Source organism: Aminobacter aminovorans (assembly GCF_900445235.1).
GTDB classification, from domain to species: domain Bacteria; phylum Pseudomonadota; class Alphaproteobacteria; order Rhizobiales; family Rhizobiaceae; genus Aminobacter; species Aminobacter aminovorans.
Genome location: NZ_UFSM01000001.1, coordinates 1,872,200 through 1,898,533 on the forward strand (window position 1 = coordinate 1,872,200; position 26,334 = coordinate 1,898,533).

At 63.1% G+C, this 26,334-nt stretch carries 28 protein-coding genes; 13 read left to right on the forward strand and 15 right to left on the reverse strand.

From position 1 onward, the window contains the following. The first annotated feature begins 78 nt into the window (after window positions 1-78). On the forward strand, window positions 79-1,587 hold the full coding sequence (locus tag DY201_RS09155) for a sigma-54-dependent transcriptional regulator (RefSeq protein WP_115730927.1): 1,509 nt from the start codon (window positions 79-81) through the stop codon (window positions 1,585-1,587). Window positions 1,588-1,943: 356 nt separating this feature from the next. Next, the gene (gene mepK / locus DY201_RS09160) at window positions 1,944-3,668 is read left to right on the forward strand and encodes a peptidoglycan L,D-endopeptidase MepK (protein ID WP_115730928.1); all 1,725 of its coding nucleotides are present in this window, start codon (window positions 1,944-1,946) and stop codon (window positions 3,666-3,668) included. A gap of 89 nt (window positions 3,669-3,757) precedes the next feature. Here the strand turns inward: mepK and DY201_RS09165 are convergent, their stop codons facing one another. Together DY201_RS09165 and DY201_RS09170 are read right to left on the reverse strand one after the other, a co-directional pair. After that, on the reverse strand, window positions 3,758-4,399 hold the full coding sequence (locus DY201_RS09165) for a 2-dehydro-3-deoxy-phosphogluconate aldolase (RefSeq protein WP_115730929.1): 642 nt from the start codon (window positions 4,397-4,399) through the stop codon (window positions 3,758-3,760). Window positions 4,400-4,541: 142 nt separating this feature from the next. After that, window positions 4,542-5,420 (reverse strand): N-acetylmuramidase domain-containing protein, encoded by an 879-nt coding sequence (locus tag DY201_RS09170; protein ID WP_280959925.1) that lies wholly within the window; start codon window positions 5,418-5,420, stop codon window positions 4,542-4,544. A 123-nt stretch (window positions 5,421-5,543) separates the two neighbouring features. Between DY201_RS09170 and trhO the strand changes: the two genes are divergently transcribed. The 5 genes from trhO to DY201_RS09195 all read left to right on the forward strand — a co-directional run bounded on the left by trhO (window position 5,544) and on the right by DY201_RS09195 (window position 10,010). Next, window positions 5,544-6,473: an oxygen-dependent tRNA uridine(34) hydroxylase TrhO gene (gene trhO, locus DY201_RS09175; protein ID WP_115730930.1), complete on the forward strand. Its 930-nt coding sequence runs from the start codon at window positions 5,544-5,546 to the stop codon at window positions 6,471-6,473. 101 nt (window positions 6,474-6,574) lie between these two features. Continuing rightward, window positions 6,575-7,327: a tellurite resistance TerB family protein gene (locus tag DY201_RS09180; RefSeq protein ID WP_115730931.1), complete on the forward strand. Its 753-nt coding sequence runs from the start codon at window positions 6,575-6,577 to the stop codon at window positions 7,325-7,327. A 299-nt stretch (window positions 7,328-7,626) separates the two neighbouring features. Then, complete coding sequence (locus tag DY201_RS09185; RefSeq protein ID WP_115733688.1) at window positions 7,627-8,382, forward strand: SDR family oxidoreductase; 756 nt, start codon at window positions 7,627-7,629, stop codon at window positions 8,380-8,382. A 114-nt stretch (window positions 8,383-8,496) separates the two neighbouring features. Further along, window positions 8,497-9,315: a sterol desaturase family protein gene (locus DY201_RS09190; RefSeq protein WP_245431939.1), complete on the forward strand. Its 819-nt coding sequence runs from the start codon at window positions 8,497-8,499 to the stop codon at window positions 9,313-9,315. Then, a complete protein-coding gene (locus DY201_RS09195; RefSeq protein ID WP_115730932.1) occupies window positions 9,312-10,010 on the forward strand; it encodes a methyltransferase family protein in 699 nt (232 codons plus the stop codon). The genes DY201_RS09190 and DY201_RS09195 overlap by 4 nt, the downstream gene beginning before the upstream one ends. A gap of 23 nt (window positions 10,011-10,033) precedes the next feature. Here the strand turns inward: DY201_RS09195 and DY201_RS09200 are convergent, their stop codons facing one another. Further along, window positions 10,034-11,218 carry a pyridoxal phosphate-dependent aminotransferase gene (locus tag DY201_RS09200; protein WP_115730933.1) on the reverse strand — a complete coding sequence of 395 codons (1,185 nt, stop codon included), beginning with the start codon at window positions 11,216-11,218 and terminating at the stop codon, window positions 10,034-10,036. A gap of 59 nt (window positions 11,219-11,277) precedes the next feature. On the opposite strand from DY201_RS09200, the gene DY201_RS09205 reads away from it, so the two are divergent. Next, the gene (locus DY201_RS09205) at window positions 11,278-11,985 is read left to right on the forward strand and encodes a GNAT family N-acetyltransferase (RefSeq protein ID WP_245431940.1); all 708 of its coding nucleotides are present in this window, start codon (window positions 11,278-11,280) and stop codon (window positions 11,983-11,985) included. Window positions 11,986-12,134: 149 nt separating this feature from the next. Further along, the gene (locus DY201_RS09210; RefSeq protein ID WP_115730934.1) at window positions 12,135-12,341 is read left to right on the forward strand and encodes a hypothetical protein; all 207 of its coding nucleotides are present in this window, start codon (window positions 12,135-12,137) and stop codon (window positions 12,339-12,341) included. Between the two features lie 12 nt (window positions 12,342-12,353). Here the strand turns inward: DY201_RS09210 and DY201_RS09215 are convergent, their stop codons facing one another. Together DY201_RS09215 and DY201_RS09220 are read right to left on the reverse strand one after the other, a co-directional pair. Continuing rightward, on the reverse strand, window positions 12,354-13,784 hold the full coding sequence (locus DY201_RS09215) for an ATP-binding protein (protein ID WP_115730935.1): 1,431 nt from the start codon (window positions 13,782-13,784) through the stop codon (window positions 12,354-12,356). After that, the gene (locus tag DY201_RS09220) at window positions 13,781-14,497 is read right to left on the reverse strand and encodes a response regulator (protein WP_115730936.1); all 717 of its coding nucleotides are present in this window, start codon (window positions 14,495-14,497) and stop codon (window positions 13,781-13,783) included. Before DY201_RS09220 ends, DY201_RS09215 begins: the two co-directional genes overlap by 4 nt. A 192-nt stretch (window positions 14,498-14,689) precedes the next feature. Between DY201_RS09220 and DY201_RS09225 the strand changes: the two genes are divergently transcribed. Together DY201_RS09225 and DY201_RS09230 are read left to right on the forward strand one after the other, a co-directional pair. Next, window positions 14,690-15,001, forward strand: a complete 312-nt coding sequence (locus tag DY201_RS09225) for a hypothetical protein (RefSeq protein WP_245431941.1) — start codon at window positions 14,690-14,692, stop codon at window positions 14,999-15,001. A 56-nt stretch (window positions 15,002-15,057) separates the two neighbouring features. Further along, window positions 15,058-15,315, forward strand: a complete 258-nt coding sequence (locus DY201_RS09230; protein WP_115733691.1) for a hypothetical protein — start codon at window positions 15,058-15,060, stop codon at window positions 15,313-15,315. Between the two features lie 189 nt (window positions 15,316-15,504). On the opposite strand, the gene DY201_RS09235 is transcribed toward DY201_RS09230, so the two are convergent. The 5 genes from DY201_RS09235 to DY201_RS09255 all read right to left on the reverse strand — a co-directional run bounded on the left by DY201_RS09235 (window position 15,505) and on the right by DY201_RS09255 (window position 20,160). Further along, window positions 15,505-15,975, reverse strand: coding sequence for a nucleoside deaminase (locus DY201_RS09235; RefSeq protein WP_115730938.1), 471 nt, complete (start codon window positions 15,973-15,975; stop codon window positions 15,505-15,507). Between the two features lie 194 nt (window positions 15,976-16,169). Beyond that, window positions 16,170-17,300, reverse strand: a complete 1,131-nt coding sequence (locus DY201_RS09240; protein WP_115730939.1) for a nickel/cobalt transporter — start codon at window positions 17,298-17,300, stop codon at window positions 16,170-16,172. Window positions 17,301-17,304: 4 nt separating this feature from the next. After that, window positions 17,305-17,970 (reverse strand): DUF1007 family protein, encoded by a 666-nt coding sequence (locus tag DY201_RS09245; protein ID WP_115730940.1) that lies wholly within the window; start codon window positions 17,968-17,970, stop codon window positions 17,305-17,307. A 77-nt stretch (window positions 17,971-18,047) separates the two neighbouring features. Further along, window positions 18,048-18,956 (reverse strand): LysR family transcriptional regulator, encoded by a 909-nt coding sequence (locus DY201_RS09250; RefSeq protein ID WP_115730941.1) that lies wholly within the window; start codon window positions 18,954-18,956, stop codon window positions 18,048-18,050. A gap of 4 nt (window positions 18,957-18,960) precedes the next feature. Next, window positions 18,961-20,160: an amidase gene (locus DY201_RS09255; protein WP_115730942.1), complete on the reverse strand. Its 1,200-nt coding sequence runs from the start codon at window positions 20,158-20,160 to the stop codon at window positions 18,961-18,963. Between the two features lie 549 nt (window positions 20,161-20,709). Between DY201_RS09255 and odc2 the strand changes: the two genes are divergently transcribed. After that, entirely contained in the window at window positions 20,710-21,843 is a 1,134-nt protein-coding gene (gene odc2, locus DY201_RS09260) for an ornithine/lysine decarboxylase (protein ID WP_115730943.1), read from the forward strand. Between the two features lie 154 nt (window positions 21,844-21,997). After that, window positions 21,998-22,627 (forward strand): GNAT family N-acetyltransferase, encoded by a 630-nt coding sequence (locus DY201_RS09265; RefSeq protein ID WP_115730944.1) that lies wholly within the window; start codon window positions 21,998-22,000, stop codon window positions 22,625-22,627. Window positions 22,628-23,895: 1,268 nt separating this feature from the next. Here DY201_RS09265 and DY201_RS09270 read toward each other — a convergent pair. The 5 genes from DY201_RS09270 to DY201_RS09290 all read right to left on the reverse strand — a co-directional run bounded on the left by DY201_RS09270 (window position 23,896) and on the right by DY201_RS09290 (window position 26,331). After that, on the reverse strand, window positions 23,896-24,234 hold the full coding sequence (locus DY201_RS09270) for an SCP2 sterol-binding domain-containing protein (protein WP_280959940.1): 339 nt from the start codon (window positions 24,232-24,234) through the stop codon (window positions 23,896-23,898). Window positions 24,235-24,366: 132 nt separating this feature from the next. Then, window positions 24,367-24,906: a hypothetical protein gene (locus tag DY201_RS09275; RefSeq protein ID WP_165915825.1), complete on the reverse strand. Its 540-nt coding sequence runs from the start codon at window positions 24,904-24,906 to the stop codon at window positions 24,367-24,369. Then, window positions 24,903-25,313 (reverse strand): hypothetical protein, encoded by a 411-nt coding sequence (locus tag DY201_RS09280; protein WP_115730947.1) that lies wholly within the window; start codon window positions 25,311-25,313, stop codon window positions 24,903-24,905. Before DY201_RS09280 ends, DY201_RS09275 begins: the two co-directional genes overlap by 4 nt. Window positions 25,314-25,323: 10 nt before the next feature. Further along, entirely contained in the window at window positions 25,324-25,878 is a 555-nt protein-coding gene (locus DY201_RS09285) for a rod-binding protein (RefSeq protein WP_115730948.1), read from the reverse strand. Between the two features lie 63 nt (window positions 25,879-25,941). Next, a complete protein-coding gene (locus DY201_RS09290) occupies window positions 25,942-26,331 on the reverse strand; it encodes a hypothetical protein (protein ID WP_245431942.1) in 390 nt (129 codons plus the stop codon). Window positions 26,332-26,334: the final 3 nt, after the last annotated feature.

Below are 26,334 nucleotides of genomic sequence, written 5' to 3' on the forward strand. Positions count from 1 at the left end.
TTCTTGAAACCTTATTTAGAACCCTGTGCCAGGATGATCCACATCCAATCAGCAGCTGCGGGCATATTGCGGACATTCATGGCAGGTTCGATTCTCATAGTCGATGACGATCCCGTACAACGTCGCCTCGTCGACGCCGCGGTGACGAAATTCGGCCACACCGCAATTGCTGTCGACGGCGGCGAAGCGGCGCTTCGGATGCTCGATGGACCGCGCGCCGGCGAGATCGGCGTGATCATTCTCGACCTGTCGATGCCCGGGCTCGACGGCATCGGCGTGCTCAAGGCGATGCGCGAACGTGGCATCGGTCTTCCGGTCATCGTCCAGACGGCGCAAGGCGGCATCGAAACCGTGGTTTCGGCGATGCGCAACGGCGCCTTCGACTTCGTCGTCAAGCCGGCCTCGCCGGACAGGTTGGCGGCGGCAATCGTCAATGCGCTCAAGGTGGAGGCGGTCGAGGACCAGGTGCGGCGCACCGCCCGCCGCGGCAGCGGCTTGCTGACCTTCCGCGACATGGTCACCCGTAGCCCGGCGATGGACCGTGTCATCCGTCTCGGCCAGAAGGCAGCCGCATCCAACATCCCGATCCTGATCGAGGGCGAATCGGGTGTCGGCAAGGAGCTTGTTGCCCGCGCCATACAAGGCTCCGGCGACCGCCGGTCGAAACCGTTCGTCACCGTCAATTGCGGCGCCATTCCCGAAAACCTTGTCGAAAGCATCCTGTTCGGCCACGAGAAAGGCTCGTTCACCGGTGCGACCGAAAAACATCCTGGCAAGTTCGTCGAGGCCAACCACGGCACGCTGTTCCTCGACGAGATCGGCGACCTGCCACTCGACGTGCAGGTCAAGCTGTTGCGCGCGGTGCAGGAGGGTGAGGTCGATCCGGTCGGTGGCCGCGCGACGGTCAAGGTCGACATCCGGCTGATCTCGGCGACGCATCGCAACCTCCTGCAGCAGGTCAAGGACAGCAAGTTCCGCGAGGATCTGTTCTACCGCCTCAACGTCTATCCGATCTTCGTGCCGCCGCTGCGCGACCGCCGCGACGACATTCCGCTGTTGGTCAGCCATTTCATCTCGCGCGTTGCACCTGCCAGTCCGCACGGCCGAATCCCGATGATCTCGGAAGGTGCGCTTGCACTGCTGCGGGCCTATGATTGGCCGGGCAACATCAGGCAGCTCGAAAACGCGGTATTCCGTGCCTGCGTGCTGTCAGAGGGCGACGTGCTTACCGAGGACGAGTTTCCTCAGATCCGCGCCCAGGTCGAAGGCGTCGTCGATCTCGGCGGCGATGCCACGCCGGCCAAGGCCGGCGTCGTCATCGAAAGGCAGGCGCCGCCCACGGCCCTCCAGCCGCCGGCATCGGAGCGCGTCCGGCCGGGAATGCTGCGTGCGCTAGACGAGCGCGGCAATGTCAGGGCGCTTGCCGACGTTGAGTTCGAGATGATCCGGCTCGCCATCGACCACTACAACGGTCAGATGAGCGAGGTCGCCAGGCGACTGGGAATCGGCCGCTCGACGCTGTATCGTAAGCTCAAGGAATACGGCATCGATCCCGAGACTGGTCGCAGCGAGCGACTCGCATCTTGATGTTTTGTTGCCGCTCATTTTGATTTAAAGCTTGCGTGTCGCTTGCGGGACGCAGCGCTGTACAGTTTCGTGCGTATTTGTTCAGTGGAGTTTTTGTGGTTTAAACCAGTAGTTTACCATGAAAAGGCGCGATTCCTTTTTGCTGGGATATCGCCATGGTGTTACCGCATTTCGCCTTCAATAAGCAGTGATTAACCATTAGGATCGATATTCGGACGCGAATCCGTAAGCGTGTCCGGGCTTCAAATCCGGGGACAGATGGCAGCCTAACAGGGCCTTTTGATTTGAATAGGATCGAGAACACCGAAGGGCGTCGCTCGAAATCGAATGGTTGGCAGAAGTGGCTTACAGCCGCGATGCTAACGTTCGGTTTCCTGACAGCCTCGCAGGCAACCGCCTCCGCCGAAACGCGGACACTCAAGCTGTATTACACCCATACGGGTGAGCGGGCGGAAATCACGTTCAAGCGTAACGGCCGCTACGACCAGGCCGGCCTCAAGAAGCTCAATCAGTTCCTGCGCGACTGGCGCCGCAACGAGCCGACCAGGATGGACCCACGTCTGTTCGACGTCGTCTGGGAGGCCTATCGCTCGGCCGGCGGCCGCGACTACATCCACGTCGTCTCTGCCTATCGCTCGCCGGCAACCAATTCGCTGCTGCGCAGCCGCTCCAGCGGCGTTGCGGAAAAAAGCCAGCACATGCTCGGCAAGGCGATGGACTTTTTCATCCCCGGCGTGCCGCTGAAGAAGCTGCGTGACGCGGGCCTGCGTGTCCAGGCCGGCGGCGTCGGCTATTATCCGCGCTCCGGTTCGCCCTTCGTCCACATGGATGTCGGCAATGTGCGCCACTGGCCGCGCATGAGCCGCAAGGAACTCGTTGCCGTGTTCCCATCGGGCAAGACCCTGCACGTCCCGAGCGACGGTAAGCCGCTGCCCGGCTTCGAGCAGGCATTGGCATCCTATCAGTCGCGCAAGGCGAGCGGTGACTTCGTGCTTGCAAGTGCCGCACCTGCCAAGCGCAGCGGCGGCCTGTTTGCCGCGCTGTTCGGCGGTGGCGCCGACGAGGAAGAGGATACCGGCGAAATCGCTGTGGCCGCCGTTCAGCCGAAGAAGGCGCCAACCAAGGCCACCGCCGAAGCTCCGGCCGCAGCCAAGCCGCTGCCCGGCATTCAGATCGTGGCGCCAGAGAATGCTCAGCGTGCCGAACTGCCGCAGGTGGCCGACGAGGCACCTGACCAGCAGGCACCCGAGACCATTATCGCCGCGCTTCCGGCGCGCAGCGTGCCATTGCCTGGCGTAGCGCCGCGGCCGCAGGCCGAGGTTGGCATGGCGACTGCCGAGAATGTGCCGTTCGGTGCTGCCTCAGTGCCGCTTGCCGAAGGCGAGCAGCCGACTGCAGTCGAGCAGCAGATCGCAGCCAATGTACCGCTGCCGACCTGGCGCCCGAATTACAACCCGCCGGCGGAGCTCAAGCCCGAGGACCAGACCGTGCTGATGGCGCTGGCGTCGACCGATGACGCGCCTGCCACGGCCAGAGACGTTTCCGCGCCGCTGCCGTCGGCCCGTCCACAGGACATGACTGTTGAAGCAGCCCTGGCCGCTGCAAACGACATTCCCGCCGAAGATGAGTCGACCCAGGACGAACTCGAAATCGCGTCTCTTGCACCGCAGCCGGAGCCGCGTTCCGTTTTCGATCAACCTGAGACGGTCGCAACTGCCACGCCCAAGAACGCGATCGTCACGGCTTCGTCCGGTAGCGATCCCGCCGCGGCCGTCGGTGGTAACGTCAAGACGACGCGCAAGTCGGCCCGGCCTTCGGCCCAGGAAGCCAAGCCCGATCCAAAGGCCGTGGTCGTTGCCGCAGCGCCCGACGCTGCACGATGGGCACTGCGCAGCGGCACTCAGGTTACGACGGTTACGACCAATACCAAAGCGCCCGGTTTTGCCTACAACATGGTCCGCACCGCACCGACCGAAGTCTACACGTCGGGCTTCCAGCAGGATGACCAGTCGGCAAATGCCCACAAATTCTCGGGCAGCGCCGTGAAGTTCCTCTCGGTGGCCCGGTTCTCGACGAACTGATCGCCATCCAGACAAATGAAAAGGCCGCGCTGGGCAACCAGCGCGGCCTTTTGATTCCCTTCTCCCGCAGGGGGCGGAGGGAAGAAACCTCAGTTCTTGCGCAGCTTGTTTGCCTCGGCAGCGAGTGCCTCGATGCCGGTCCAATCGGCTGCCTTGACCATGTCGTCGGGGGCGACCCACGAGCCACCGACGCAGACGACATTCGGCAGGCTGAGATAATCCATCGCGTTCTTGGCCGAGACGCCGCCGGTCGGGCAGAATTTCACGCCGGCGATCGGCGATGCCAAGGCCTTGAGGAAGGACGCGCCACCGGCCTGCTCGGCGGGGAAGAACTTCAGGAAGTCGAGGCCGGCTTCAAGCGCGCCCATGATCTCGCCTGGCGTAATGGTGCCCGGCAGCAGCGGCACGTCGCTCTGGGCGGCGTGGGCAGCCAGTTCGCGCGTCAGGCCGGGGCTGACGATGAATTTCGAACCGGCGGCGACAGCCTCGTCGAACTGCCGCGCATTCAGGATGGTGCCGGCACCGACGATGCAATCCTCTACCTCGGCGGCGACACGGCGGATGCATTCCAGCGCTTCGTCGGTCCTGAGCGTGATCTCGATCGCCTTGAGGCCGCCACGCGCCAGCGCGCGGGCCAGCGGCACGGCGTCGGCCGCACGCTCGATCTTCAGCACCGGAATGACTGGCTGGCCATCGAGCAATGCAAGCAGTTGCTGGGTTTTGCTGGTCATGGCATTCGCTCCGCTGTGAATTTTCAACCGATTTAACAGACCCGCCATTCTGAGTCCACGAAGCCGGTCGCGACATGGTGTTGCGCCCAAAAGGCGGGGCCGCTGCGTCCACCGAGGCCCTACGCCTTGCCGGGCTTGCCGTCTATGCCCTGCCGACAAGCCCGGCGAACCAGACCTTGAGCTTCGACCACATACCACTGCCACTGAAGGGTAGGGCACTGGCGATGGCTGCCTGGGTACGTTCTCCGGCAATGCCATCTGCAGCAAGGCCATGATCGGCCTGAAACCGCTTGACCGCAGTTGCCGTGCCCGGCCCGTAGATGCCGTCCGTATCCATGGGATATCCCAGGGCAACCAGCGCTTCCTGCAACTCGGTCACAAGCTCGCCGCGCGATCCGACCGTCATCGTGCGGTCGCCGGGGGCAGGGCCGTCGAACTGCCTCGTGTAAGCCTCCGACAGCTTGAGGTGGTAGCCGTTCTTGCGGAAACCGGGTCCGTTGTAGCCGTGGCCGACGGCTTCCCAGTCGTGCCCGTTCAGTGCGCCGGTGAGTCCTGCCTTGTCGAGATATCGCGCCATCAGCCGCGCCTGGCCGGCAGCTCCGGAACGCGCCTCGGTCACAAGTGCATCGACATCGTTGAAGCCGAGCCACTGCCAATGCGCGCCCATCACCTGGCCCAGACCCCAGGAGGTCGATTCATAGGCGGCCTGATGGTCGATAGCGGCCGCCCTGTCGAGAAGCTGCCACCGCGCCGCCTGGGCACGCGGGTTGGCGACTGCGCCCGCATTCGGCGAGGCCAGGCCTTCGGCGCGGGCGCGATCCCGTGCTGCGCCGGAAAGCCTGCGGTCGAAATAATGCCCCTCGAAGCGGATCAGCGGCTCGTTGCGGCCTTCAACCTTGGCGAATACCTGGCCGGCACTCTCGATCTCGGCAATGGCGAGCAGTGCTGCCGGTTCGAGCCCGAACTCCTGGGCCGCTTTTTCGATTTCCGTTGCCGTCTGCCTGCTGAACATGCGCGACATTCTCCATATCCAGGCGTCCGGTGAGAAGCCGCTGGCCACAGGTCGATTCGACAAAAGACTGTAATCGTTCTGCTTTCAGCTGCACGTTGAAAAAAAACGACCAAGGCGCTAGTGCGTCACGCCATGAAACCGTCGACACCCCAGCCATTCTTCCGCGTTGCCGCCCTCTACCGCTTCTGTCGGCTCGAAGGTTACGAGGCGCTGCGCGCGTCGCTCGCCGCCTTCTGCTGCGGCCGCGGCATCAAGGGAACGCTGCTGCTCGCGCGCGAGGGCATCAACGGTACCGTCGCCGGCACCGCAGAGGCGATTGCCGAACTTATCGCCCATCTCGAAGCCATGCCGGAGTTCGTCGGCCTCGAGGTCAAGTACAGCACTGCCGAAGAGATGCCGTTCCATCGCATGAAGGTGCGGCTCAAAAGTGAAATCGTCACCATGGGCGTCGAGGGCATCGACCCGCTTGCAAGCGTCGGCGCCTATGTCGAGGCTGGTGACTGGAACGCGCTGATCTCCGATCCCGACACCATCGTCGTCGACACCCGCAATGATTATGAAGTGTCGATCGGTACGTTCTCTGGCGCTGTCGATCCGCAGACCAAGAGTTTCCGTGAGTTTCCGGCCTGGGTCGAAAACCACCGCAGCGAACTTGAAGGCAGGAAGGTAGCGATGTTCTGCACCGGTGGCATTCGCTGCGAGAAGGCCACGGCTTACGTGAAGTCGATCGGCATCGACGATGTCTTCCATCTCAAGGGCGGCATCCTCAAATATCTCGAAGATGTGCCCGCTGAAGAGAGCCTATGGCAAGGCGAGTGCTTCGTCTTCGACGAGCGCGTGTCGGTGTCGCACGGGCTTGCCGTGGGCGCGGCCGAACTGTGCCGTGCCTGCCGGCATCCGCTGATGCCTGACGAGCTCTTGTCGCCGAAGTTCGAGGCTGGCGTGTCCTGCCCGCATTGCCATGACGCTCGCACCGACGAGGATCGCGCCCGCTACGCCGAGCGCCACCGCCAGGTCGAACTGGCGGAACAACGTGGCTCGAACCCACATATCGGCAGTTGACCCTCCGCCGCCGGCCAGCCTCGCCAAATTGGCCGGCGTCATTGTAATGTCTTGATCGTCCGCCTACCTCTCGGCGACCGACATTCCAACCGGAGGCATCCATGTTCGACCCCAAGAAGCTGCTCGACGATCTCCTCGGCTCCAAGATCCCGGGAACCGGCTCCACCGTGCGCGACAAGGCCGGGCAGGCGACCCAAATGGCCAAGGACAACCCGCTTGCTGCCGGCGCTTTGGTCGCCGTGCTGCTCGGCACCGGTGCCGGCCGTCAGGTGGCGGGTACGGCGCTGAAGGTTGGTGGTCTCGCTGCCATTGGTGGTCTCGCATACAAGGCCTACCAGAACTACAAGGCCGGCAATGCCCCCGAGCAGACCGCGGCTGCCCCCGATGCCGAGCCGCAGCTCCTGCCGCCGCCGTCCGACAATTCCTTCCACCCGTCGCAGGCACCGCAGGGCGAAACCGAGTTTGTGCTGACGCTGATCCGCGCCATGATCGCCGCCGCCAAGGCCGATGGCCATATCGATGAAGACGAGCGCAAGAAGATCGGTGACAAGCTCAGCCTGTCGGGCATCGGCTCCGACGCCGAGCAGTTCCTGATGGAAGAGCTCAATTCGCCGCTCGATCTCGACGCGATCGTCGCTGCCGCCCAGACCGAGGCGCAGAAGGTCGAGCTCTACACCGCCTCGCGCCTGGCGATCGATCCCGACACCCGCGCCGAGCGTGGCTATCTCGATCTGCTTGCCGGCCGCCTGCAACTGCCGGATGCGCTTGTCGACCACATCGAGGCGACCGTTTCGAGCGTCAAGGTGCCGGTCGTCGAGTCATCCGCCAATCCGCAGGTCAACCCGCGCTGGTAGGCGACCAGGATGTGCCGGGCGGTGCCTAAAAGGCGATTTTTCGCGTTAAGGATTTGTTAACCGCCCAGGCGCATCATTTTCTTACTCGGATCGGCTCTCCTCCTCCCAAGCACGGTTCGATCAAAGACTGGGCGGTCGCCAATGACCGCCCTTTTTGTGTGATTACGGCCCTCCAAACTCCGGCCGTTTGTCAACGATGCGCCGTGCTATTTCGATTTCCGGGGCTGTGCTTTAGACTGCCCGAGCTACCAATGATCTGCCACCGGCGATCGGTCATGCGCAGGGAGGGGAGCTTCTTCATGGCAAGCAACAGGGTTGCAGTGGTCACGGGTGCCGGCAAGGGCATCGGCAAGGCGGTGGCAACCGCGCTGCTCAAGGATGGCTGGAACACCGTCTTCTGCGGTCGCAGCAAGCATGCGATCGATGAGGCGATCCGCGAGGCCGGCAAGACCGACGCCAAGGCGCTTGCCATCGTCTGCGACGTGACCAGGCCCGACCAGGTCGACGACATGTTCGAGACCATCACCGAGGCCTTCGGCCGCGTCGATCTGCTCTTCAACAATGCCGGCATGGGCTACAAGGCGTCGACAATCGACGAGATCCCCGTCGAGGCCTGGAACGACGTCGTGTCGGTCAATCTCACCGGGACATTCCTGTGTTCTCGGGCTGCCTTCGCGGCGATGCGCCGGCAGGAGCCGATGGGAGGGCGCATCATCAACAACGGTTCCGTCTCGGCTCATGCGCCGCGCCCGGGTTCTGTGCCCTACACAGCGACCAAGCACGCCATCACGGGGCTGACCAAGACGCTGGCGCTGGACGGACGGCCGTTCGACATCGCCTGCGGCCAGATCGACATCGGCAATGCGCTGACCGACATGGCCGTGCCGATGACCGTCGGCGTCCAGCAGGCCGACGGTTCGATTTCAGCCGAAGCGGTGATGGACGTCGCCCGCGTCGCCGAGGCGGTGGTCTACATGGCCGGCCTGCCGCTCGATGCGAACGTGCTGTTCATGACCGTCATGGCCACGAAGATGCCCTATGTCGGACGCGGCTGAGGCATCCACCGAAATCCAGCAAATCTCACATTCCGTGGCAAACAGCCGTTAACCCAGAAGTAGTACACAACGGTGCTTACGCGTCGAAGTGGCTTCTGGAAGGCGGGTTTTGGCATGCAATTGAGCGATCTGGTGGATATCAAGGCGCTTCTCATCATCGCGCTCATCTTCATCCCCCTCGAGCAACTGATCCCGCATCACGACGAGCAGAAGACGCTGCGCCGCCATTGGCTGAACGACGTCTTCTACCTCCTGTTCAACGGCATCGTCATCAAGATCGGGTTGCTGGCCGTGGTTGGCGCCATGATGGTCGGTCTTGACTACATCATGCCGGAGCGTGTCGGCGCGGCCGTCCGTAGCCAGCCGATATGGCTCCAGACAATCGAGGTGATCGTCCTCGCCGACATCGGCTTCTATCTCGCTCATCGCACCTTCCACGCCGTGCCGTTCCTGTGGCGGTTTCATGCCGTCCATCACAGCATCGAGGAGATGGATTGGCTAGCGGGACACCGGGTCCATCCCGTCGACCAGATCCTCACCAAGTCGGCGTCCTATCTGCCGCTGTTCGCGCTCGGCTTCTCGCCTGCGGCCATCGTCATCTATGCGGTGATCTACCAGTGGCAGTCGGTGCTGGTGCATTCCAACACCCGTATCGGCTTTGGTCCGTTGAAGTGGATCTTCGCATCGCCCAAGTTCCATCATTGGCACCACGCCAACGAGCGCCAAGCCTATGACAAGAACTTTGCCGGCCAGTTGCCGTTCCTCGATGTCATCGGCGGCACGCTCTACATGCCCGACCGCATGCCGTTGATATACGGCACCGACGACCCGGTGCCCCATCTCTATCACGAGCAACTGGCCTATCCGTTCACGGCCGGAAAGCCGCTCGACGATGTCAGCCTGCCTTCCGCAATCGGAGAGACCCCGAAATGAACAGTCGCCTGGAAGATGTGGTCGGCAAGGGCCTGATGATCTCGATCTTTCTGTATCTGGCGATCATGCAGGCCGCGTCCATCATAGCGACCGTCCAGATGCGGGAGCAGATCGACCTGTGGGGCTTCGTGCTCGCATCGCGCGTCGCCGGTCTGGTCTTTCTTGCGCTGATCGTGTTCCTCACCGTCATCCGGCATGCGCCAAAGAACGTGTCGTCGGGCATCGAACCGCGCCTGACGGCGATCGCCGGCACGTTCTGCCTGATGTTCCTCGTCGTGTTGCCGACGGGCAGTCCCGGGATCGGCCTGCGCATCTTCGCTTCCTGCCTGATGGTGGTCGGCACGGTGTTGTCGATCTGGTGCGTTATCTATCTCGGCAGGTCGTTCTCGATCATGGCCGCCGCACGTCAACTGGTCGTCCAGGGACCATATGCGATCGTACGGCATCCCCTTTATGCCGCCGAGGCCGTCACGACGCTTGGCGCGGTGATCGCCGGCTGGTCGATCTGGTCTGCCCTGTTCTTTGTCCTGTGGTGGGCATTGCAGTACCGCCGCATGCTCAACGAAGAGCAAATCCTCCGTGCGACGTTCCCCGAATATGAAGACTATGCCCGCCACGTCCCGATGGTCGTCCCGACGCTGACGCCATACCAGCCCGGCGGTGCGGCAGCGACTGGTACGCTGCCGGCCGAATAGAATGCGCGGATCGAGGCCATCGGCTATTTCGCCAGGAACGCCTCGATGCGCTCCAACGCGCGCAGGATGTTCTCTTCCGAGTTGGCGTAGGACAACCTGATGTAGCCCTCGCCCAATATGCCGAAGTCGGGCCCGCCGATCAGGGCGACCCCGGCGTCCTCGAGCAAGGCCGAGGCCAGCTTCTTGGCCTTCCAACCGGTCTGGCTGATGTTGGGAAACGCATAGAAAGCGCCCTTTGGCGTGACGCAGGAAACGCCTGGGATGGCGTTCAGCCCTTCGACAACGATCCGGCGCCTGTTGTCGAACGCGCGCATCATGCGCTCAACGTCGTCCTGCGGGCCGTCGATAGCAGCAATGCCGGCGAACTGGCTCGGTGCGTTGACGCAGGACCAGCAATTGACGGCGAGCTTCCGCACCTTATCGTAGAGGCGGCCGCCTTCGGTCGCATTCGGCCAGATCGACCAGCCCATGCGCCAGCCGGTCATCGCCCAGGTCTTGGACCAGCCGTTAAGCACGATCAGCCGGTCGCGGATCTCGGGGAAGGTCAGCAACGAGACGTGGCTTTCGCCATCATAGGTCATGACGTCGTAGATCTCGTCCGACATGATTGCGACATGTGGATGGGCCTCGAGGCCCTTGACCAGCTTGGCGATTTCGACGCGCGGCGTCACCCCACCTGTCGGATTGGCCGGAGAATTGAGGATCAGCAGCCGCGTCTTCGGCGTGATCAGCGCAAGCGTCTCCTCGGCCGAGAAGGCAAAGCCGTTGGCCTCGCGCATAGGCACCGGCACCGGTGTCGCCCCGGTGAATTCGATCATCGAGCGATAGATCGGGAAACCCGGATCCGGATAGAGGATCTCGGCGCCCGGTTCGCCGAACATCAGGATCGCGGCGAACATCGTCGGCTTGCCGCCGGGCATGATCATCACGCTGTCCGGCGACACCTCGACGCCTGTCGTGGCAAGCGTGCGTCGCACCACCGCTTCGCGCGTCGCCAGCAGGCCGTTGGCCGGCGTGTAGCCGTGATGGCCATCGCGCAGCGCCTTGATGGCGGCCTCGACGATATGCTCCGGCGTGCGGAAGTCGGGCTGTCCGATACCCAGATTGACGATATCGCGCCCCTCATGGAGCAGGGCCGTGGCACGGGCCAACACGGCAAAGGCATTTTCCTCGCCGAGGCGGTCGAAGGCGGCAATCGTGTGGAGCATTCCGGCTATCCGTCTGGTTCTGTTGGGGGCACCCGATTTTTGCGAGACTTGGGGCGACCATGTCAAACGAATTGGAGATGTCCTTGTCCGAGAACCTGCAGGACTGGAAGCCGCGGCCGCGCCCTGAGCGCATCGATCTCGAGGGGCGCTATGTTCGCCTGGAGCCGCTCGATGCCGCAAAACACGGCGAACGCCTGTATGAAATGGCGACCGCCGACGATGCTGAAGGCCGCTTCCGCTGGCTCTTCGACACCAAGCCGCAGACCCGCGCCGACTTCCAGCCCTGGCTTGAAAAGTCGGCGGCGAGTGACGATCCGTTGTTCTTCGTCGTCATCGACAAGGCGAGCGGCAAGATGGCCGGGCGCCAGACCTTGATGCGCATCGACCCGAATTTCGGCGTCATCGAGATCGGCAACATCTACTGGAGCGACATCGTCTCGCGCAAACCGGCCGCGACCGAGGCGCAGTTCCTGTTTGCGCGCTACATCTTCGAACTCGGTTATCGCCGCTACGAGTGGAAATGCAACAACCGCAACGATCCCTCCAAGCGGGCGGCTGAACGTTTCGGCTTCAAATTCGAGGGCATCTTCCGCCAGCACATGGTGACCAAGGGCGAAAATCGAGACACTGCCTGGTATTCGATCATCGACAAGGAGTGGCCGGCCTTGCTCAGATCCTACGACGCCTGGCTCGATCCGGCCAATTTCGACGCGGCAGGCCTTCAGAAGCGCAAGCTCGAAGACTTCCGTGCCGAGTTCGGCGCCTGACGTTCGCAGGGGACGGGTTTTAGGCTTCAACGGCAAGGCATGCGACAATCGAACCTGTGTTGGCGCGTTGGCTGAAACGCCAACGGGCGCTATGTAGCTGAAGCTTGCCGGGCGCGGTCCGGACGCAACGAGATGTTAGGGCCACGCCGATGGACACCAAGACCCGCCACGCCGCCGTCGCCGCTGCATGGATCATGATCATCTTCGGCGTCTCGGCGTTCTTCCTGCCTAAGGTCATGCTGGCAGTCGGCAATTACTCGACTGCTGCCGCCGGCGTGATTGCGGTGTTCTTTGTGCTTGCCTTCTTTGGCGTGTTCTGGCTGCGCGGGCGCAGCCAGCGCAAGAACGGCAACTGAAACAAGTTGATCCTATCCGGCCGCTGCGGCATTCACGGTCCCGGCCAGCGGTATCTTGAGCTCGGCGCGCAAGCCGACGCTGCTACGGTTCTTGAGCGTGACGTCACCGCCAAAACGGCGGGCAATGTTGCGGGCGATCGTCAGGCCTAGCCCGAAGCCCCCGGTCTGGCGGTTGCGTGAACCTTCGATGCGGATGAACGGCCGGAAGATCGTTTCGATCTTTGCCTCCGGAATGCCTGGACCGGAATCGTCAATGGTGAGCAGCAGCCATCCGTCGTTCTGTGACAGGGCCAAGCGTGCCTTGCCACCATACTTCACCGCATTGTCGACGAGATTGGTCACGCATCGGCGCAGCGCGATCGCCTGGCCGTAGCACACCAGTCCACGGGCATGCTGGCGAGCGCCGTCGAAGACGACGTGCGGATTGCCGTCGGCGATCGAATCGACGAGCGACCAGAAGTCGATCCTTTCCGAGGCTTCGTCCTTGGCCTCGTAGGTGGCGAAGTCGAGCACGGATGCCGAGATTGCCTCTATGTCGGCAAGGTTGTGCATCAGCGCGGTGCGAAGCGGCGAGTTGCGCAGCAGCTCGAGACGCAGGCGAATACGCGTCAGTGGCGTCCGGAGATCATGTGCCAAAGCGGCCGCCAGCAGCTCACGGTCCTCGACATACTCTTTCAGCCGCGCCTGCATGGTGTTTACCGCCTTTGCCGCGGACTTGTAATCGCTGCTGCCGCGTTCATCCAAAGGCGGGCTTTTCAAGTCCTCCCCAATGCGCCGGACGGCACTTTCGAGCGCGCGATAAGGTGCGGTCAACCGACGCAGCGACCACATCGACAACGCCACCACGAGTGCCGCCACCGAACCGTAAAGCGGCAGGCTGTCGCTGTTGAGAACGGGACTGGGCGGCGTCGCCTTCATGGTGAAGTTAAGCCACTGGCCGTCCTTGAACTCGATCGAAGCCACCAGCGTGTCGCTGTTGGTGATGTCGGATGACAGGTCGAGCAACTCGCGTTCGACGCTGCCCACGCTCTCGACAGGTTCCGCCGAATTCTGGCTCGGCCTTGCCTTTGGCATTTCGCGGCGCACGCGGGCTTCCTGAATGCCGTATTTCGACAGCCGGCCGACAATGATGTCCTCGAGTTCGGCCATCTCGTCATCCGCCGGGATGACCGAGCTTACGGCGGGTACGTCCGAGGTGGTCAGCACGTGCGGCGGCACCGACAGGCCGGCGGCGATCCGGGTGCGATCGAGCGGCTGTTCGGCGTACATCAGCTTTGCCAGCGACAGCGCCCGGTCGTTGAGACGGAACAGGTCGAGGATGTTGTTGGAGGCGACGCGCTCGCGCGAAACGATGGAGAGTGTCGAGACCTGAATCGAAAGCAGCCCGGCGATGACGATCAAAAGCACCCACGCCGGCAGCGACCGTGGCAGGAGCCATCTCATTCGGCAAGGACCTCCGGCACGAACTGGTAGCCGCCGCCGCGCACGGTGAGGACCAGCTTCGGCGTGCGCGGATTGTCCTCCATCTTGCGGCGCAGGCGGCTCACCAGGATGTCGACGCTGCGGTCATAGCTGTAGTCGCCGTTCTGGTTTGAGAGTTCGACCAACTGCTCGCGGCTGAGCACGCGCTGGGCGCTGCGCACCAGAGTATGTAGCAGGTTGAACTCGGCGGTCGTCAGTTCGACCCTGATATCGTCCGGCCTGAGCAGCCTGCGACGGGCGACATCGAGCGTCCAGCCGGCAAATTTGTAGACCTGGGGCACGGGCCGGTGCGTCGTTCCGGCAGTGCTCGGTCGGCGCAACACCGCGCGCGCCCGCGCCAGTAGTTCGCGTGGGTCGAAGGGTTTGGGCACGTAGTCGTCGGCGCCCATCTCCAGCCCAACGACGCGGTCGATGGTTTCGGTGACCGCCGTCAGCATGATGATCGGGATTCTGGAGTGCGTGCGCAGGTCGCGACAGATGTCGAGACCGCTTTTGCCGGGTAGCATGACGTCGAGGATGATCAGGTCGACAGGGGCGCGGCGCAGGGCTGCCTGCATCTCGTCATCGTCGCGTGCGCCCGAAACACGCATGCCGTGCTTGACGAAGAATTCCTGCAGCAGGTCGCGGATTTCCCTGTCGTCGTCGACGATCAGGACATGGGCATCGGTTTTCACTTTTTCGCACCTCGGCTCGATCCGAAGGGGATCGGCGCGGACCTTGGCGAAATGAGGTCAAACTAAGGTTTTGACCAGAAAACACGAGAACTTGAGCGCCTGGGACGACAGTTACAATCCAGAAACAAAACACTGCAAACCGGAAAGAAGCCCGACAAGTCGGTCGGCGATAACAACCGTGCTGCTTCAACCATGGGTGCTGTAACCGACATGCGAAAGTTAGTGACCAGTTCGATGATCGTAATGCTCGCTGCACTTTCAATTGGCGCAGCCAGCACCCAGCCGCAGGCCAAGGAAACAGTTACGAGGACCGAACGCTGCAACAGGCTGCAGCAGCAATTCACCGACGAGATCACTGAACACGCAGAGGCGAAACGGGCCGCCGAAGCGAAGGCTCTTCAGAAAAAGGCGATGAAATTCTGTGCCGGCAACCAGCAGGCCCAGGGCATCCGCGCCTATGCGACAGCACTGAAGATGCTTGGAGTGCAACCGATCGAACCGTGACCGGCAAGCTCGAACAAAGCCCCCTCAACAATGCACTCGTGCAAAGGAAACTGATCATGAACGTCAACAAGACCCTGCTGACCGCTCTCGGCCTGACCGTCGCCATGGCCTTCTCGGCCCCGGTCCTGACTGCCAGCTCCGCCAGTGCCGCCGGCTACACGTCAGCCCCCGCCGCAGCCGCGACGACGACCACCAAGGCGGCCACGCCGCTGGTGAAGAAGGTCGCGGCCAAGAAGCCGGTGCACCACAAGAAGGTCAAGAAGCACAAGAAGCACGCTGCTGCGCCCGTCACGACCAAGAAGACCACGATGTAAGCACTCAACGCCACGCAGGACGTGGCTCAACCAATTCCGCCCTGGCAGCCGCAACTCCAGGGCGGATTTCTTTTGTGCGCAAACAGCTTTGGCCGGTCGCAGGTCCGAGTGGTGTGGCCGTGAACCTGTCTTGACGGATCGGGTCCGGTGGGGCTGGAAGCCATCATTGCGGAGCGCAACGGCCCGCAGTCACCAGAAGTCCTTGTGGTCGTGGACGATCTCTTCCTCGAGTTCAGGGAATGGACCACGGACCGCCACTTGGCGCCGTCCGGCTGCGAAGACTTGCTGACAGCTCAGGTCGAGGGTCAGATTCTCCGGGTTGTCTCCGGTCAGCTCGGCCAGCCGCCTTTCGCTCAGGCCGTAGACCACTGTGCCTATGCCAGCCCAGTAGCTGGCTCCGGCGCACATGCAGCACGGCTCGACCGAAGTCACCAGGGTGCATCGCTCCAGGAAGGCCGGCTCGTATTGCCGCGCGGCCGCGCCGGCCACGTTTGCCTCTGCGTGGCCAACGCCGCGATCTGTCGAGTAGGTGTTGCCAGAGGATAGGAGCACGTCGCCCTGCGGCCCGACCAGGAGTGCCCCGAAGGGATGATTGCCGCTGGCACGGCTCTCGGTGGCGATCGCCACGGCAAGACGCAGATATTCGGTATCGCTCCTCATGGCGGTCTCCCTGGGATGCCCATTCGCGGCTATTCGCTTAAAGGCCGTTCGCCCGGGTTCTATCCTCCTAGAGCGCTTGGGAGCTGTCCAGCCATGGGCATCAAACTCATGGCTGCGCAACGTGGCGCATAGGTTCGAGTCACAGGATCATCGCAGCAGCAAGCCAATGGCACCGGACGCTGGAGATTCAATCGCTAGGCCTTCAGGCTGGCCGCCAGCAACACCAGGCCCAGCATCATGACGAGCGCTGCACCGCCGATCTCGATGACATTGTGGACGCGGTTGCCGGCGCGGCCGTCGCCGGCAATAGCCACAGCCCAGTTCTTGGCCGTCACGGCCATGACGGCGAGCGTCGATACGGTGATGGCGGTTCCGAGCGCCATGGCGAAGACCGACAGGATACCGCCGGCCCACAGGCCGTTGAGGAAAGCGAAGCTCAGCACGATCAGCGCGCCGGAGCAGGGGCGGATGCCGACGGCGGCAACCGCCGACCAGGCTGTGCGCCAGTCGAAATGCTTGCCTTCGAGCATCCTGGGATCAGGCGCATGGGAGTGGCCGCAGGTCGAGCAGACTTCGCCCACGGCATGAGCGTGATGGGCATGGCCATGATCGTCAATCTGGTGATCGTGCCCGTGCCCATGGCCGTGACCGTGCGCGTGGTCATGGTGATCGTGTGAGTGGTCATGGCCGCAGGTGGCGTGGTCGTGATCAACATGATCATGCGTGTGGACATGGGCGGCCGACAGGCTGTGCACCGGGGCCGCACCGGTCAGGAAGGCCATCGGCTTGAGCTTCTTCCACAATAGCCAGGCGCCGAAGGCTGCGATCAGCGCGTAACTCACCGTTTCCAGGAACCAGGTCGCATTGGTCATCGAGACCGAGGTGCCACGAAGGACGAGGAACACCAGCGTCATCAGCACGACCGCCGTCGCCCCCTGGAGGAAGGCAGAGACGATGGACAGCATGACGCCGCGGCGCAGCGCCACTTCGTTGGCGAGCATATACGACGAGATGACGGCCTTGCCGTGGCCGGGGCCGGCGGCGTGAAAGATACCGTAGGCAAAGGAAAGGCCGACAAGCAGCCAGATGCCACCGCTGTCGCCGTCGCGCATCGCCTTCAACGAGCCGGTCAGCGAGCGGTAGAACTGCTGCTGATGTACGTTGATCCAGTTGAGCAGCTCTGAGAACAATCCGGTTGAAGGCACCATCGCTTCGTTGGTGCCGATGCCGAGCGAACTCTGGGCATGAGCCCGCACCGCGAAATGGCTGAGCACGTAGCTGAGCGCCAGGAGCGCGAAGATCACTCGGATGGTCGTCTTCTTCACTGCATCACCCCTTGGCTTGGCAGTTCAATTCCAGGCGCGTGGCAAAAATCTTGCTCATGTCGGTGCCCGACGGATCGTTGAAGAACGCATCGGTCAGCTTCGACTGGTTCTGCGCGATCGCTTCGTCAGGGTCGGGACGGATGACGCTCTGCTTGCAGCTTGAAGGCAGGCCGGCGACGTTCAGGTTGGAATCCTCGGTGAAGTCGATCGCGGTGTAGAAGGTCGGGTCGTAGACGCCGAAGTCGATCTTGCCGGCAAGCTTCAGTGGTTCCTTTGGCTCGGTCTCGAACAGGATGATGAGCTGCTGGTCCTCGAAATTGGCGACGAGGTTTGCCGGCGGCTTCATGGCGATGTCCTTGCCGTCCAAGGTCACGACCTGGAAATAATTGTATTCGCCGATCGATTCGAAAACCGTCTTGGACACCTCGGCCAGTTCGCTGTCGTCGAGCTTGAGGTCCGAGTTCTTGTCGAACTCCATCAGCACCGTGCTGGAAAACAGGTCGTCGAAGCGCCACAGATGCCTGAGCGACTTCACCGTCTGGTCGGGATTGAGCATGACGTCGAGCCGCGCTTCGGCGAAGACGTGCGGATGAACGCTCGCCGGCGCTGTCATGGCCAGCAAGGCCACGGCCGCCGTGAACAGCATCGTCTTGGAAGTTTTCAGAATCATTGCTCCGGCGGCCCGACCTGTTGGGTGATGCCGACAATTATCAGAAACCGGGCAAAAGTGGGACGGCTGCGGTTCAACTAAACGGCATGGTCGCAAGGATTCGTCTTGAACCACTGCACCAGGAAGTCGACGAAGACCCGGATCTTCGCAGGCAGATAGCGCCGGTGCGGGTAGACCGCGAAGATGCCGCCGCCGCCGAGGCGGCGGTCGTCCAACACCGGCACCAATCGGCCGGAATCGAGATCAGGGGCGGCGATGAAATCGGGCAGGATGGCAAAGCCGAGACCGGCAACTGCTGCAGCACGTGCCGCCATCGGGCTGTTGACTTCCATCGGGCCTGACACCGACACGGTCATGATATCGCCGGTCTCGCCCGAGAATGGCCAGTTCGACATGTAGCGGCCGTTGGTGTCGATGATGCAGGGAACGTTGGCGAGATCCGCCGGTTTTTTCGGCATGCCGTATTTTTCAATCAGTTCGGGTGAGGCGCAGACCCGGATGCCGAACGGCGCCAGGCGTCGGGCGATCAGCGACGAGTTCTCGAGCCTGGAGATTCGGATGGCGAGGTCGAAGCCTTCCTCGACAAGATCGACGAAGCGGTCGTCGAGATGGATTTCGAGTACGATGTCGGGGTGTGCCTTGGCGAAGTCGATCAGCGAGCGCCCGATCGGCGCATCGGCGAAGGTCCGCGGCGCCGACAGCTTGACCCGTCCACGCACGTCGCCGGAGGATTCGCGCACCGCATCGGCCAGGCTGTCGACCTCGCGGATGATCTCCGAGGCACGCCTGTAATAGGTGTGGCCGGCCTCGGTCAGCGAAAATTGCCTGGTCGTGCGGTTGAGCAGGAGCGCGCCGAGCTCATCCTCGAGTTCGCGCACATACTTGGACAGCAGCGCCTTGGAGCGGCCAATCTTGCGCGCCGCCGCCGAAAAACCTTCGGCCTCGACCACGTCGATAAAAGCGCGCATCCGGGTCAGTGTGTCCATGATATCAGCCCTTTGTGCCTGCGGCGTCGAGCACGCGGCGTCCCAAATGGATCAGCGCCAAATCGCTGCCGGCGGGGCCGAGCAGCGAGAGCCCGAATGGCGCGCCGTCGACCGTGCCGATCGGCAGCGTGACTTGCGGGAAGCCCGACAGGCCGGACAGGCAGAGCAGCATCAAAGCGCGCTCGCGATAGGCGAGAAGTTCGTCGTGGCTGCCGCTGGCCAGGGGAGCGGCTCCCGGAACCGTCGGCAGGACCAGGATGCCGTCAGCGTCGAGCAGCACGCCGAGCTCGTGGCGAAATGCATCGCGCCTTTCGATCTCGGCGGCATAGTCTGACGCGGAAATGGTGGCGCCGAACTCAAAACGCTCCTTGACGCCGGGTCCGAGGCCGCGATCTCCGGAAGCGATCCATGCTCCATGCTCTTGCCATGCCTCGAAGGCCTGGACCTTACGGAAGCACCAATAGAGCTCGTCTGATGAAAAGGAGAGAGGGGCAGTCTTGACGACCGGGCCAAGGGCCGCCTCGGTGTGCCGACGCATCCGCTGGTATTCTGCCGCTTCGTCCGGGCCGGTCGGCAAGCCGTCGAGCCAGTCGAGCGCCACGGGCCTTGTCAGCTCGCAGCCATGGGCGTCTTCGCCAATGAGCAATTTCGCCACCGTTTCATAGGCGTCGATGTCGCGCGCGAACCAGCCGAAGGTATCGAGGCTGGGCGCCAGTCTCATCGCGCCGTCGAGCGAAATCAGTCCATGGGTGGTGCGCAGACCGATAAGCCCGCAGAAGCTCGCCGGCGCCCTGATCGAGCCGCCGGTGTCGGAACCGATGGCGATGTCGGCAAGCTTGCCGGCGACCGCCGCCGCCGAGCCCGACGACGAGCCGCCGGTGACGCGGTTCGGTGCGGCGGAATTGATCGGGTGCGGAAAATGCGCGTTCTGGCCCATCAGCGAGAAGGCGAGTTCGTCGGTTTGGGTCTTGCCGGCGAATCGCGCACCGGCATCGAGCAGGATCTGTATCGCAGGCGCGGTTCTTGTGGCTGTTTCGGCGCTTGCAGCCTTTGCCGGGTTGCCGCAGCCGGTTTTGTAGCCGGCGACGTCATAGATATCCTTGACCGCCAGCCGAAGCCTCGCCAAAGACCCGGTTTCTGCATTTAAAACAGGTGCTTGCGGCACATCGAGAAAAGCGTTGAAGCGGTCGGATGTGCCGGTCATCGTTCGAAGCCTGTTTACGATGTCTCCAACATTGTTCGATGTTTGAATTTTTTCAACCCGCCATGAGATTTTAATTGATTGTGACGGTGACGAGCCATATATCCGCGCTTGCCCAAAGTCGCACGTGCCTGTGGGTGTCCGCCGATCCCTCGAATGGCGAGGAAATCGGTAAGGTAACTGGAGCTAACCCCTCCAGTCGATTTAGCGGCCAACCGCAAAATCGAGGACACCTTGAAGCAACGACGGTGCGGGCCTTTCTGGTTCTCTTCCGGCTGTCCAAAAGCCGGGGTTACTGAAGAGGCACACCTTCATTGCCGGCAGTGCGGAACGGGTCTTCCCATTTCCAAGCCAAGGCAGACAAAGCGAACCGAAGCCGGGCTGGCTTAGGTTCACCGCCGCGTGAAGCGCATTTATGGTTCCAGGGTCTCCACAGGCTGGATCCATCAAATAGCGGTCATGTCTTTGTCCACCGCGGGATTCCGCGGCCGGGAACGGCCGTCCCGCAGCTTGATGATTTTTGCGCGGCAGGACCGCGCGATGGAGAGACCTATGGCCACTCAGCGCATCCTCGACTTCCTTGCCACCCGACGCCCGTCCGGCCCTTGCCTGGTCGTCGACCTCGATGTCGTGCGCGACAATTTCCGCGCCTTCGAGAAGGCGATGCCGGAGTCCAAGGTCTATTACGCGGTGAAGGCAAACCCGGCACCTGAGATCCTGCGCCTGCTCGCCGGCATGGGATCGTCCTTCGATACCGCTTCGGTTGCCGAAATCGAGATGGCCATGGATGCCGGTGCCCCGGCCGAGCGCATCTCCTTCGGCAACACCATCAAGAAGGAGCGCGACATCGCACGCGCCTTCGAGCTCGGCATCCGCCTGTTCGCCGTCGACAGCGTCGAAGAAGTCGAAAAGGTCGCACGCGCCGCTCCCGGCTCCCGCGTGTTCTGCCGCGTGCTGACCGATGGCGAAGGCGCCGAATGGCCGCTGTCGCGCAAGTTCGGCTGCGTGCCTGCCATGGCCGTCGACGTGCTGCGCGTTGCCAAGTCGCTTGGCCTCGACGCCTATGGCGTGTCGTTCCATGTCGGCTCGCAGCAGACTGACCTGACCGCCTGGGATCGTGCGCTGGCCGACGCCAAGAAGGTGTTCGCCAAGCTTGCCGAAGAAGGCATCATGCTCGGCATGGTCAACATGGGCGGCGGCTTCCCGACGCGTTACCTGCGTGACGTGCCGGCGGCCCAGGCCTATGGCCAGGCGATCTTCGAGGCGCTGTCCAAGCACTTCGGCAACAGCATCCCGGAGACCATCATCGAGCCTGGTCGCGGCATGGTCGGCAATGCCGGCGTCATCAAGTCGGAAGTCGTGCTGATCTCCAAGAAGGCCGACAACGACAATGTGCGCTGGGTGTTCCTCGACATCGGCAAGTTCGGCGGTCTCGCCGAGACGATGGACGAGGCGATCCGCTATCCGATCGTGACCGCGCGTGACGCAGACGAGAAGTCGCCTTGCGTGCTCGCCGGCCCGACCTGTGACTCGGCCGACGTGATGTACGAAAAGACGCCGTACCCGCTGCCCCTGTCGCTGACCATCGGCGACGAGGTGCTGATCGAGGGCACCGGCGCCTACACGACGACCTACTCTTCGGTCGCCTTCAACGGCTTCGAGCCTCTCCGATCCTACGTGATCTGACGGCGCTCGTTTTGGCGCATTTTCGAACGGCGAACCGGTATCCACTTCGCCTGAAAATGCGCTGAGAGCCGATCAGATCACCCCGGAGCGGGCGCATCGGCGCCCGCACGGGTTCGCTTGTGGAACAGTTCTCCGCTCGTGAAGGATCGCGGACATGCATACCGAAAAAGAAGCCATCGAGACCTCAGCCGACATCGTGATCGTGGCTGAAAACCTTGCCGACGTCGCTGCGCGCGAAGCGCTGCTCGACCGTGCCATGGGCCCGAAGCGGCGCAAGAAGTCGTCGGAGAAGCTGCGGCGTGGCCGCCGCCCGTCTGAGGGCCTGGCGCTGATCGCGCGCAATGCCGAGGGGTTGGCCATCGGCACCGTGCGACTGTGGGACGTGCGCCTGGGCGAGGGCGGCCCGGCAGCGCTGCTGCTCGGCCCGCTCGCTGTCGATCCGGCGGCCAAGGGTGCCGGCATCGGCTCAGCGCTGATGCGCCAGGCGATCGCCGAGGCCGCGCGCCTTGGCCACCGTGCCATCCTGCTCGTCGGCGACGCGCCCTATTATGCGCGCTTCGGCTTCACTGCCGGGAAAACCGGGCAGCTTTCGATGCCCGGACCCTATGAGCGCGACCGCTTCCTGGCGCTGGAACTCGTGCCCGGTGCGCTGGAAGGCGCCAGGGGCGTGCTCAAGGCCTCCGGTCGCAAGCTCGGCGCCTCGGCTCGCAAGTCGGAGGGCGGTGCGCGAGGCGAAAGCGTCGGGGCGTCGTTGGCGCGTCCAACGGGACGTGTGGCGCTCTAGCCGAAGCCTCCGCCTGGCCGACGATCAGCTCAAGTCACCTCCAAGCCGACATCCGGCTTGGAGGTGCCGGAAAGCAGGTCGGAGACGGTGTCCTCTCCTTGACGCAAGTGTTTGAAGGCTGCGGCGACAGCGGCAGGCTTGAAGGCCTCTGCTGCCCGGTGGCGTAATCGTCGTCCAACCCGACTGCCGAGCCAATGTAGCCGCAACCCGACAGCGGCATTGCGCAAGCCATTGACATTACCAGTCCTGCAAGGCGTTTCACCTTCGACTCCACGTCGGCTACGGAATTGCTGCGAAAGGCGCTGCGCCCCCCCGTCGCCATCCGTCACTGCTCGGTGGTGTAGTAGCGGTCGCCGCCATGACGCGGCGGCCGCCTGTCGCCGCAACCCGGATGTCGTCGCCTGCCATACTCCGGGTGCAGAATATTGGTTCCGACACCGATGGGCCTGGTGCGCGGGGCAGGCGCGGCGGTATTGGTGGCGCCGGTGGACGCGGGACATAGCGCGGGTAATCTCCGCCATGAAGTGGCGGGTAGTGTGTTTAGCTGTCGCCGTGCCGCGGCGGATAGCGCGTGTCGTCCCAGCTTGGCGGGCCTTAGCGATAGTCCACGCAGCCTGCGAGCGTTACCGCGCACGGGGTCGCGGCCAAGGCAATCAGTCGAAGTCGCTTCACCTGACACTCCGGATGGATTTTGATCGGGGCGGTGTGGGCTTCAATTGTTGTGGGGACATTACCGCACCGGGCTGGCTGGATCGCTGTCCCTCACGAAGCGAAAAGGCCGGGCGAGCCCGGCCTTTGGGGTCAGTCATCGGCGAAGCGTCGTGGTCTTGGCTGGTCGATGCAGTCGGGCGACGGCGTCGTCGCCGGTCCGCCTCGGCAGTCGAGCGGTTCCCCGCGAGGACGCGGTGGCGGGCCATGCCGGGGGTATTCGCGCGGGCCATCCCAGTTGCGCGGCCCGCGTGGCCCGTCCCAGTTGCGGGGGCCACCTCGTGGGCCGTCCCAACTGCGAGGACCATGCCTGGGGCCGTCCCAGTCGCGGCCATAGCGGTCGTCGACGCAGCCTGCGAGGGCCACAACGCACAGGGTCGCAGCCAATGCGGCCAGTCGATTTCGGGTCATATGAAGCTCCACATCGCAAATCGTCCCTGCGAGCGATGTGGACCCACTTCATTGCGGTTGCATTGCGTGAGTGGCGGCTGCGTGTGAGCTGTGCATAGAAAAGCCCGGCGTCACCGCCGGGCTGCCTCATTCCGATAGGCTGGAAGTGCCTAGAGCAGCTGGCTCAGGCTCATGGCCACCGACATGTCACCCTCGACCTTGATCTTGCCGGTCATGAACGCCATCGTCGGGTTGAGATCGCCAGCGATCAGCGACTCGAGGTCGTCGAGTGACAGCTTGATGGTGCAGTCGGCCGGTCCGTCGGTCGTCGAAAGGGTGGTGCCGTCGATCACGATGACGCCGTCGCTGCCGGTGTCGAACTTGATCGAGCGCCCAAAGCCGGCGCTCTCCACCTTCGACTTGATCTTGTCTGCGACTGCCTGAATGCTCATGGCTCTCTCCTGGTCTTTTCCTGAAAGGCGCTTTGCGCCCGGCCTCCCCGGACCAATCCGGACGAGCCGGCCATGTCACAGGACTGCATTGCCTATAGCTGGCATCTTACGTTTACGTCAACGTAGAACTAGCTGAGGGTACTCGCATGAATCGTCCCTGCAGGCAGCCAAGCTGGCTGCCTGCAGGGTTCAATGCGCCTTGGCCGGAGCTGCTTCCGCCGGCTTCGCCGCCTCGGCGGCTGCTGTGGCAGCGGCCGATTCACGCTGGCGAACGGCGTTGTCGCGAACGTCGTCGGGGGTCAGGAAATCGATCTGCTCGACCATCACCTCGTGGATCAGCTTCGAGCCGACACGGGTATTGATGGCGTCGCGGATGCCATTGCGAAAGCCGTCGAGATCAAGCTTCTCATATGCGGTGAAGTCGATCTGCGGATTGCCGTAGAGATAGGAGTAGACCTGGTCGACGAGCAGGGACGCCATTGGCACCGACAGCTTGGAGACTTCCTTGGGCTCGACCGTGTAGACGAGCCGGGTCAGGAAATAGCCATGCACGCGTTCGCCCTTGAGCAGCGGCACCGAGATGACGTCGGTCTTGACGTAGTCGAGACCGCCGAGCAACGGTTTCTGCTCTTCGGTTGCCGGCAGGTTGGCGGCGGCCTGGAACGAATAGAAGACCGCGCCGAGGGTCACGGCGACAATCCACAGCGCCGCCGCGATGAACTTGATCACCGCGCCCACCCGAATTCGTTGGCCGAATAGGTGCCGTCCGCTTCGGAGCGCTGGATGGCGTCGCGGAGCAGGGAGGCGACTTCACTGACCGCGCTGAGATGAGCGAGGATCGCACGCTCATTGGCGACGAGCTTATCGCGCAGGCGTTCGACACCGACCTTGAGCTCGCTCGGGTAGTCGCCCTCGACCAGGCCCTTGGTGGCACGGGTCAGTTCGTAGAGATAGCGGCTCTTGCGGGCGTTCGATGCCTTGATGTCGAAATGGATGTCGGTGCGGATCGCAGCGGTCTCTTCTTCGACTGCATCCTCGATCCGGCTAATGATGGCCGCGACGTTGCCGGGACGGGCAACGTCGATGAAATCGGCCGTCGCCGGCAGGTTCGTCCTGAATTCGGAGAGATCCGACATATCCTATCCTCTACGATTTTGTGTCAGTGACGGAGGCGGCATCATCGCTTCCAAGCGAGCGTACCATCTTCCGCTGCAATTCCTGGATGAGCGCGGTCGCCTGGCTCATTTGTTCATCGAGCGCGGACTTTTCGGGTCCGCCGGAGACGCCACTTACCGGCACCACTTGCTCGTCCTTGATGTAGTGGTCGCGCATCACCGTCTTGGCGATGCCGATGCCACCGGCTTCGGCGGTCTGCTTGGCGAGATGCTCGGCCATCATCGACTTCCACATGTCGCCGGCCATGCCCTTGCCGTACACGCTCTCGGTGTTCTTCGGCATCATGTTGCCGATGAAGGTCTGCAGCACCATCGCCTCGAACTTCTTCATCGAGGCGTCGGCCGATGTTCTGTCCGGCTGGCGTCCGACACCGCCGGTCACGTCGGCCTCGGTGAGCGAGAAGGTTCCGGCCGGGGCAACATTGGCTGTCCGGTTGGCGAGCGCCGCGCGCGCAGCCTGGATGCCTGCCGGCTCGACCGCCTTGGCTACGTCCAGAATGATGTCGCTAGGTGGGGAGATGGCCAAAGCTGGCTCGCCTTTCCGGGTTTACGTTACTGCTGATTGTGGAGGGTCAAGCTTGCGGCAACCTTACTTGTCTTCAGCCGACTTTCTTTCAATGATTTCGAGACGTTCGCGATCGGCGCTGTCACGCTCGTCCTGGCGGCGGACGTCGCGGTAGGCGCGCTCGACCATGTTGGTGCGGGCGGTGGCCGTGGCGATCTTGCCGACCTCGACATTGGCGAGACCGAGATTGAGCTGCTTCTTGTCGATCGCCTCCTTGATGCGGCGATGGTAGAGCTCGGGGAACAGTTGCGAGATGCCACCGGCGTTGTCGAAGCTGTCCGCCAGCGAATGCGCCTCGGCTTCGGCGGCGATGGCCTTGGCGACAAAGCCAGCGTGGCGGGTCTCGTGCAGCGCCTTCAGCTGTTCCTGCACGACCACCAGCTTCTTCAGACGGTCCCTACGCGACATTGCCATTCC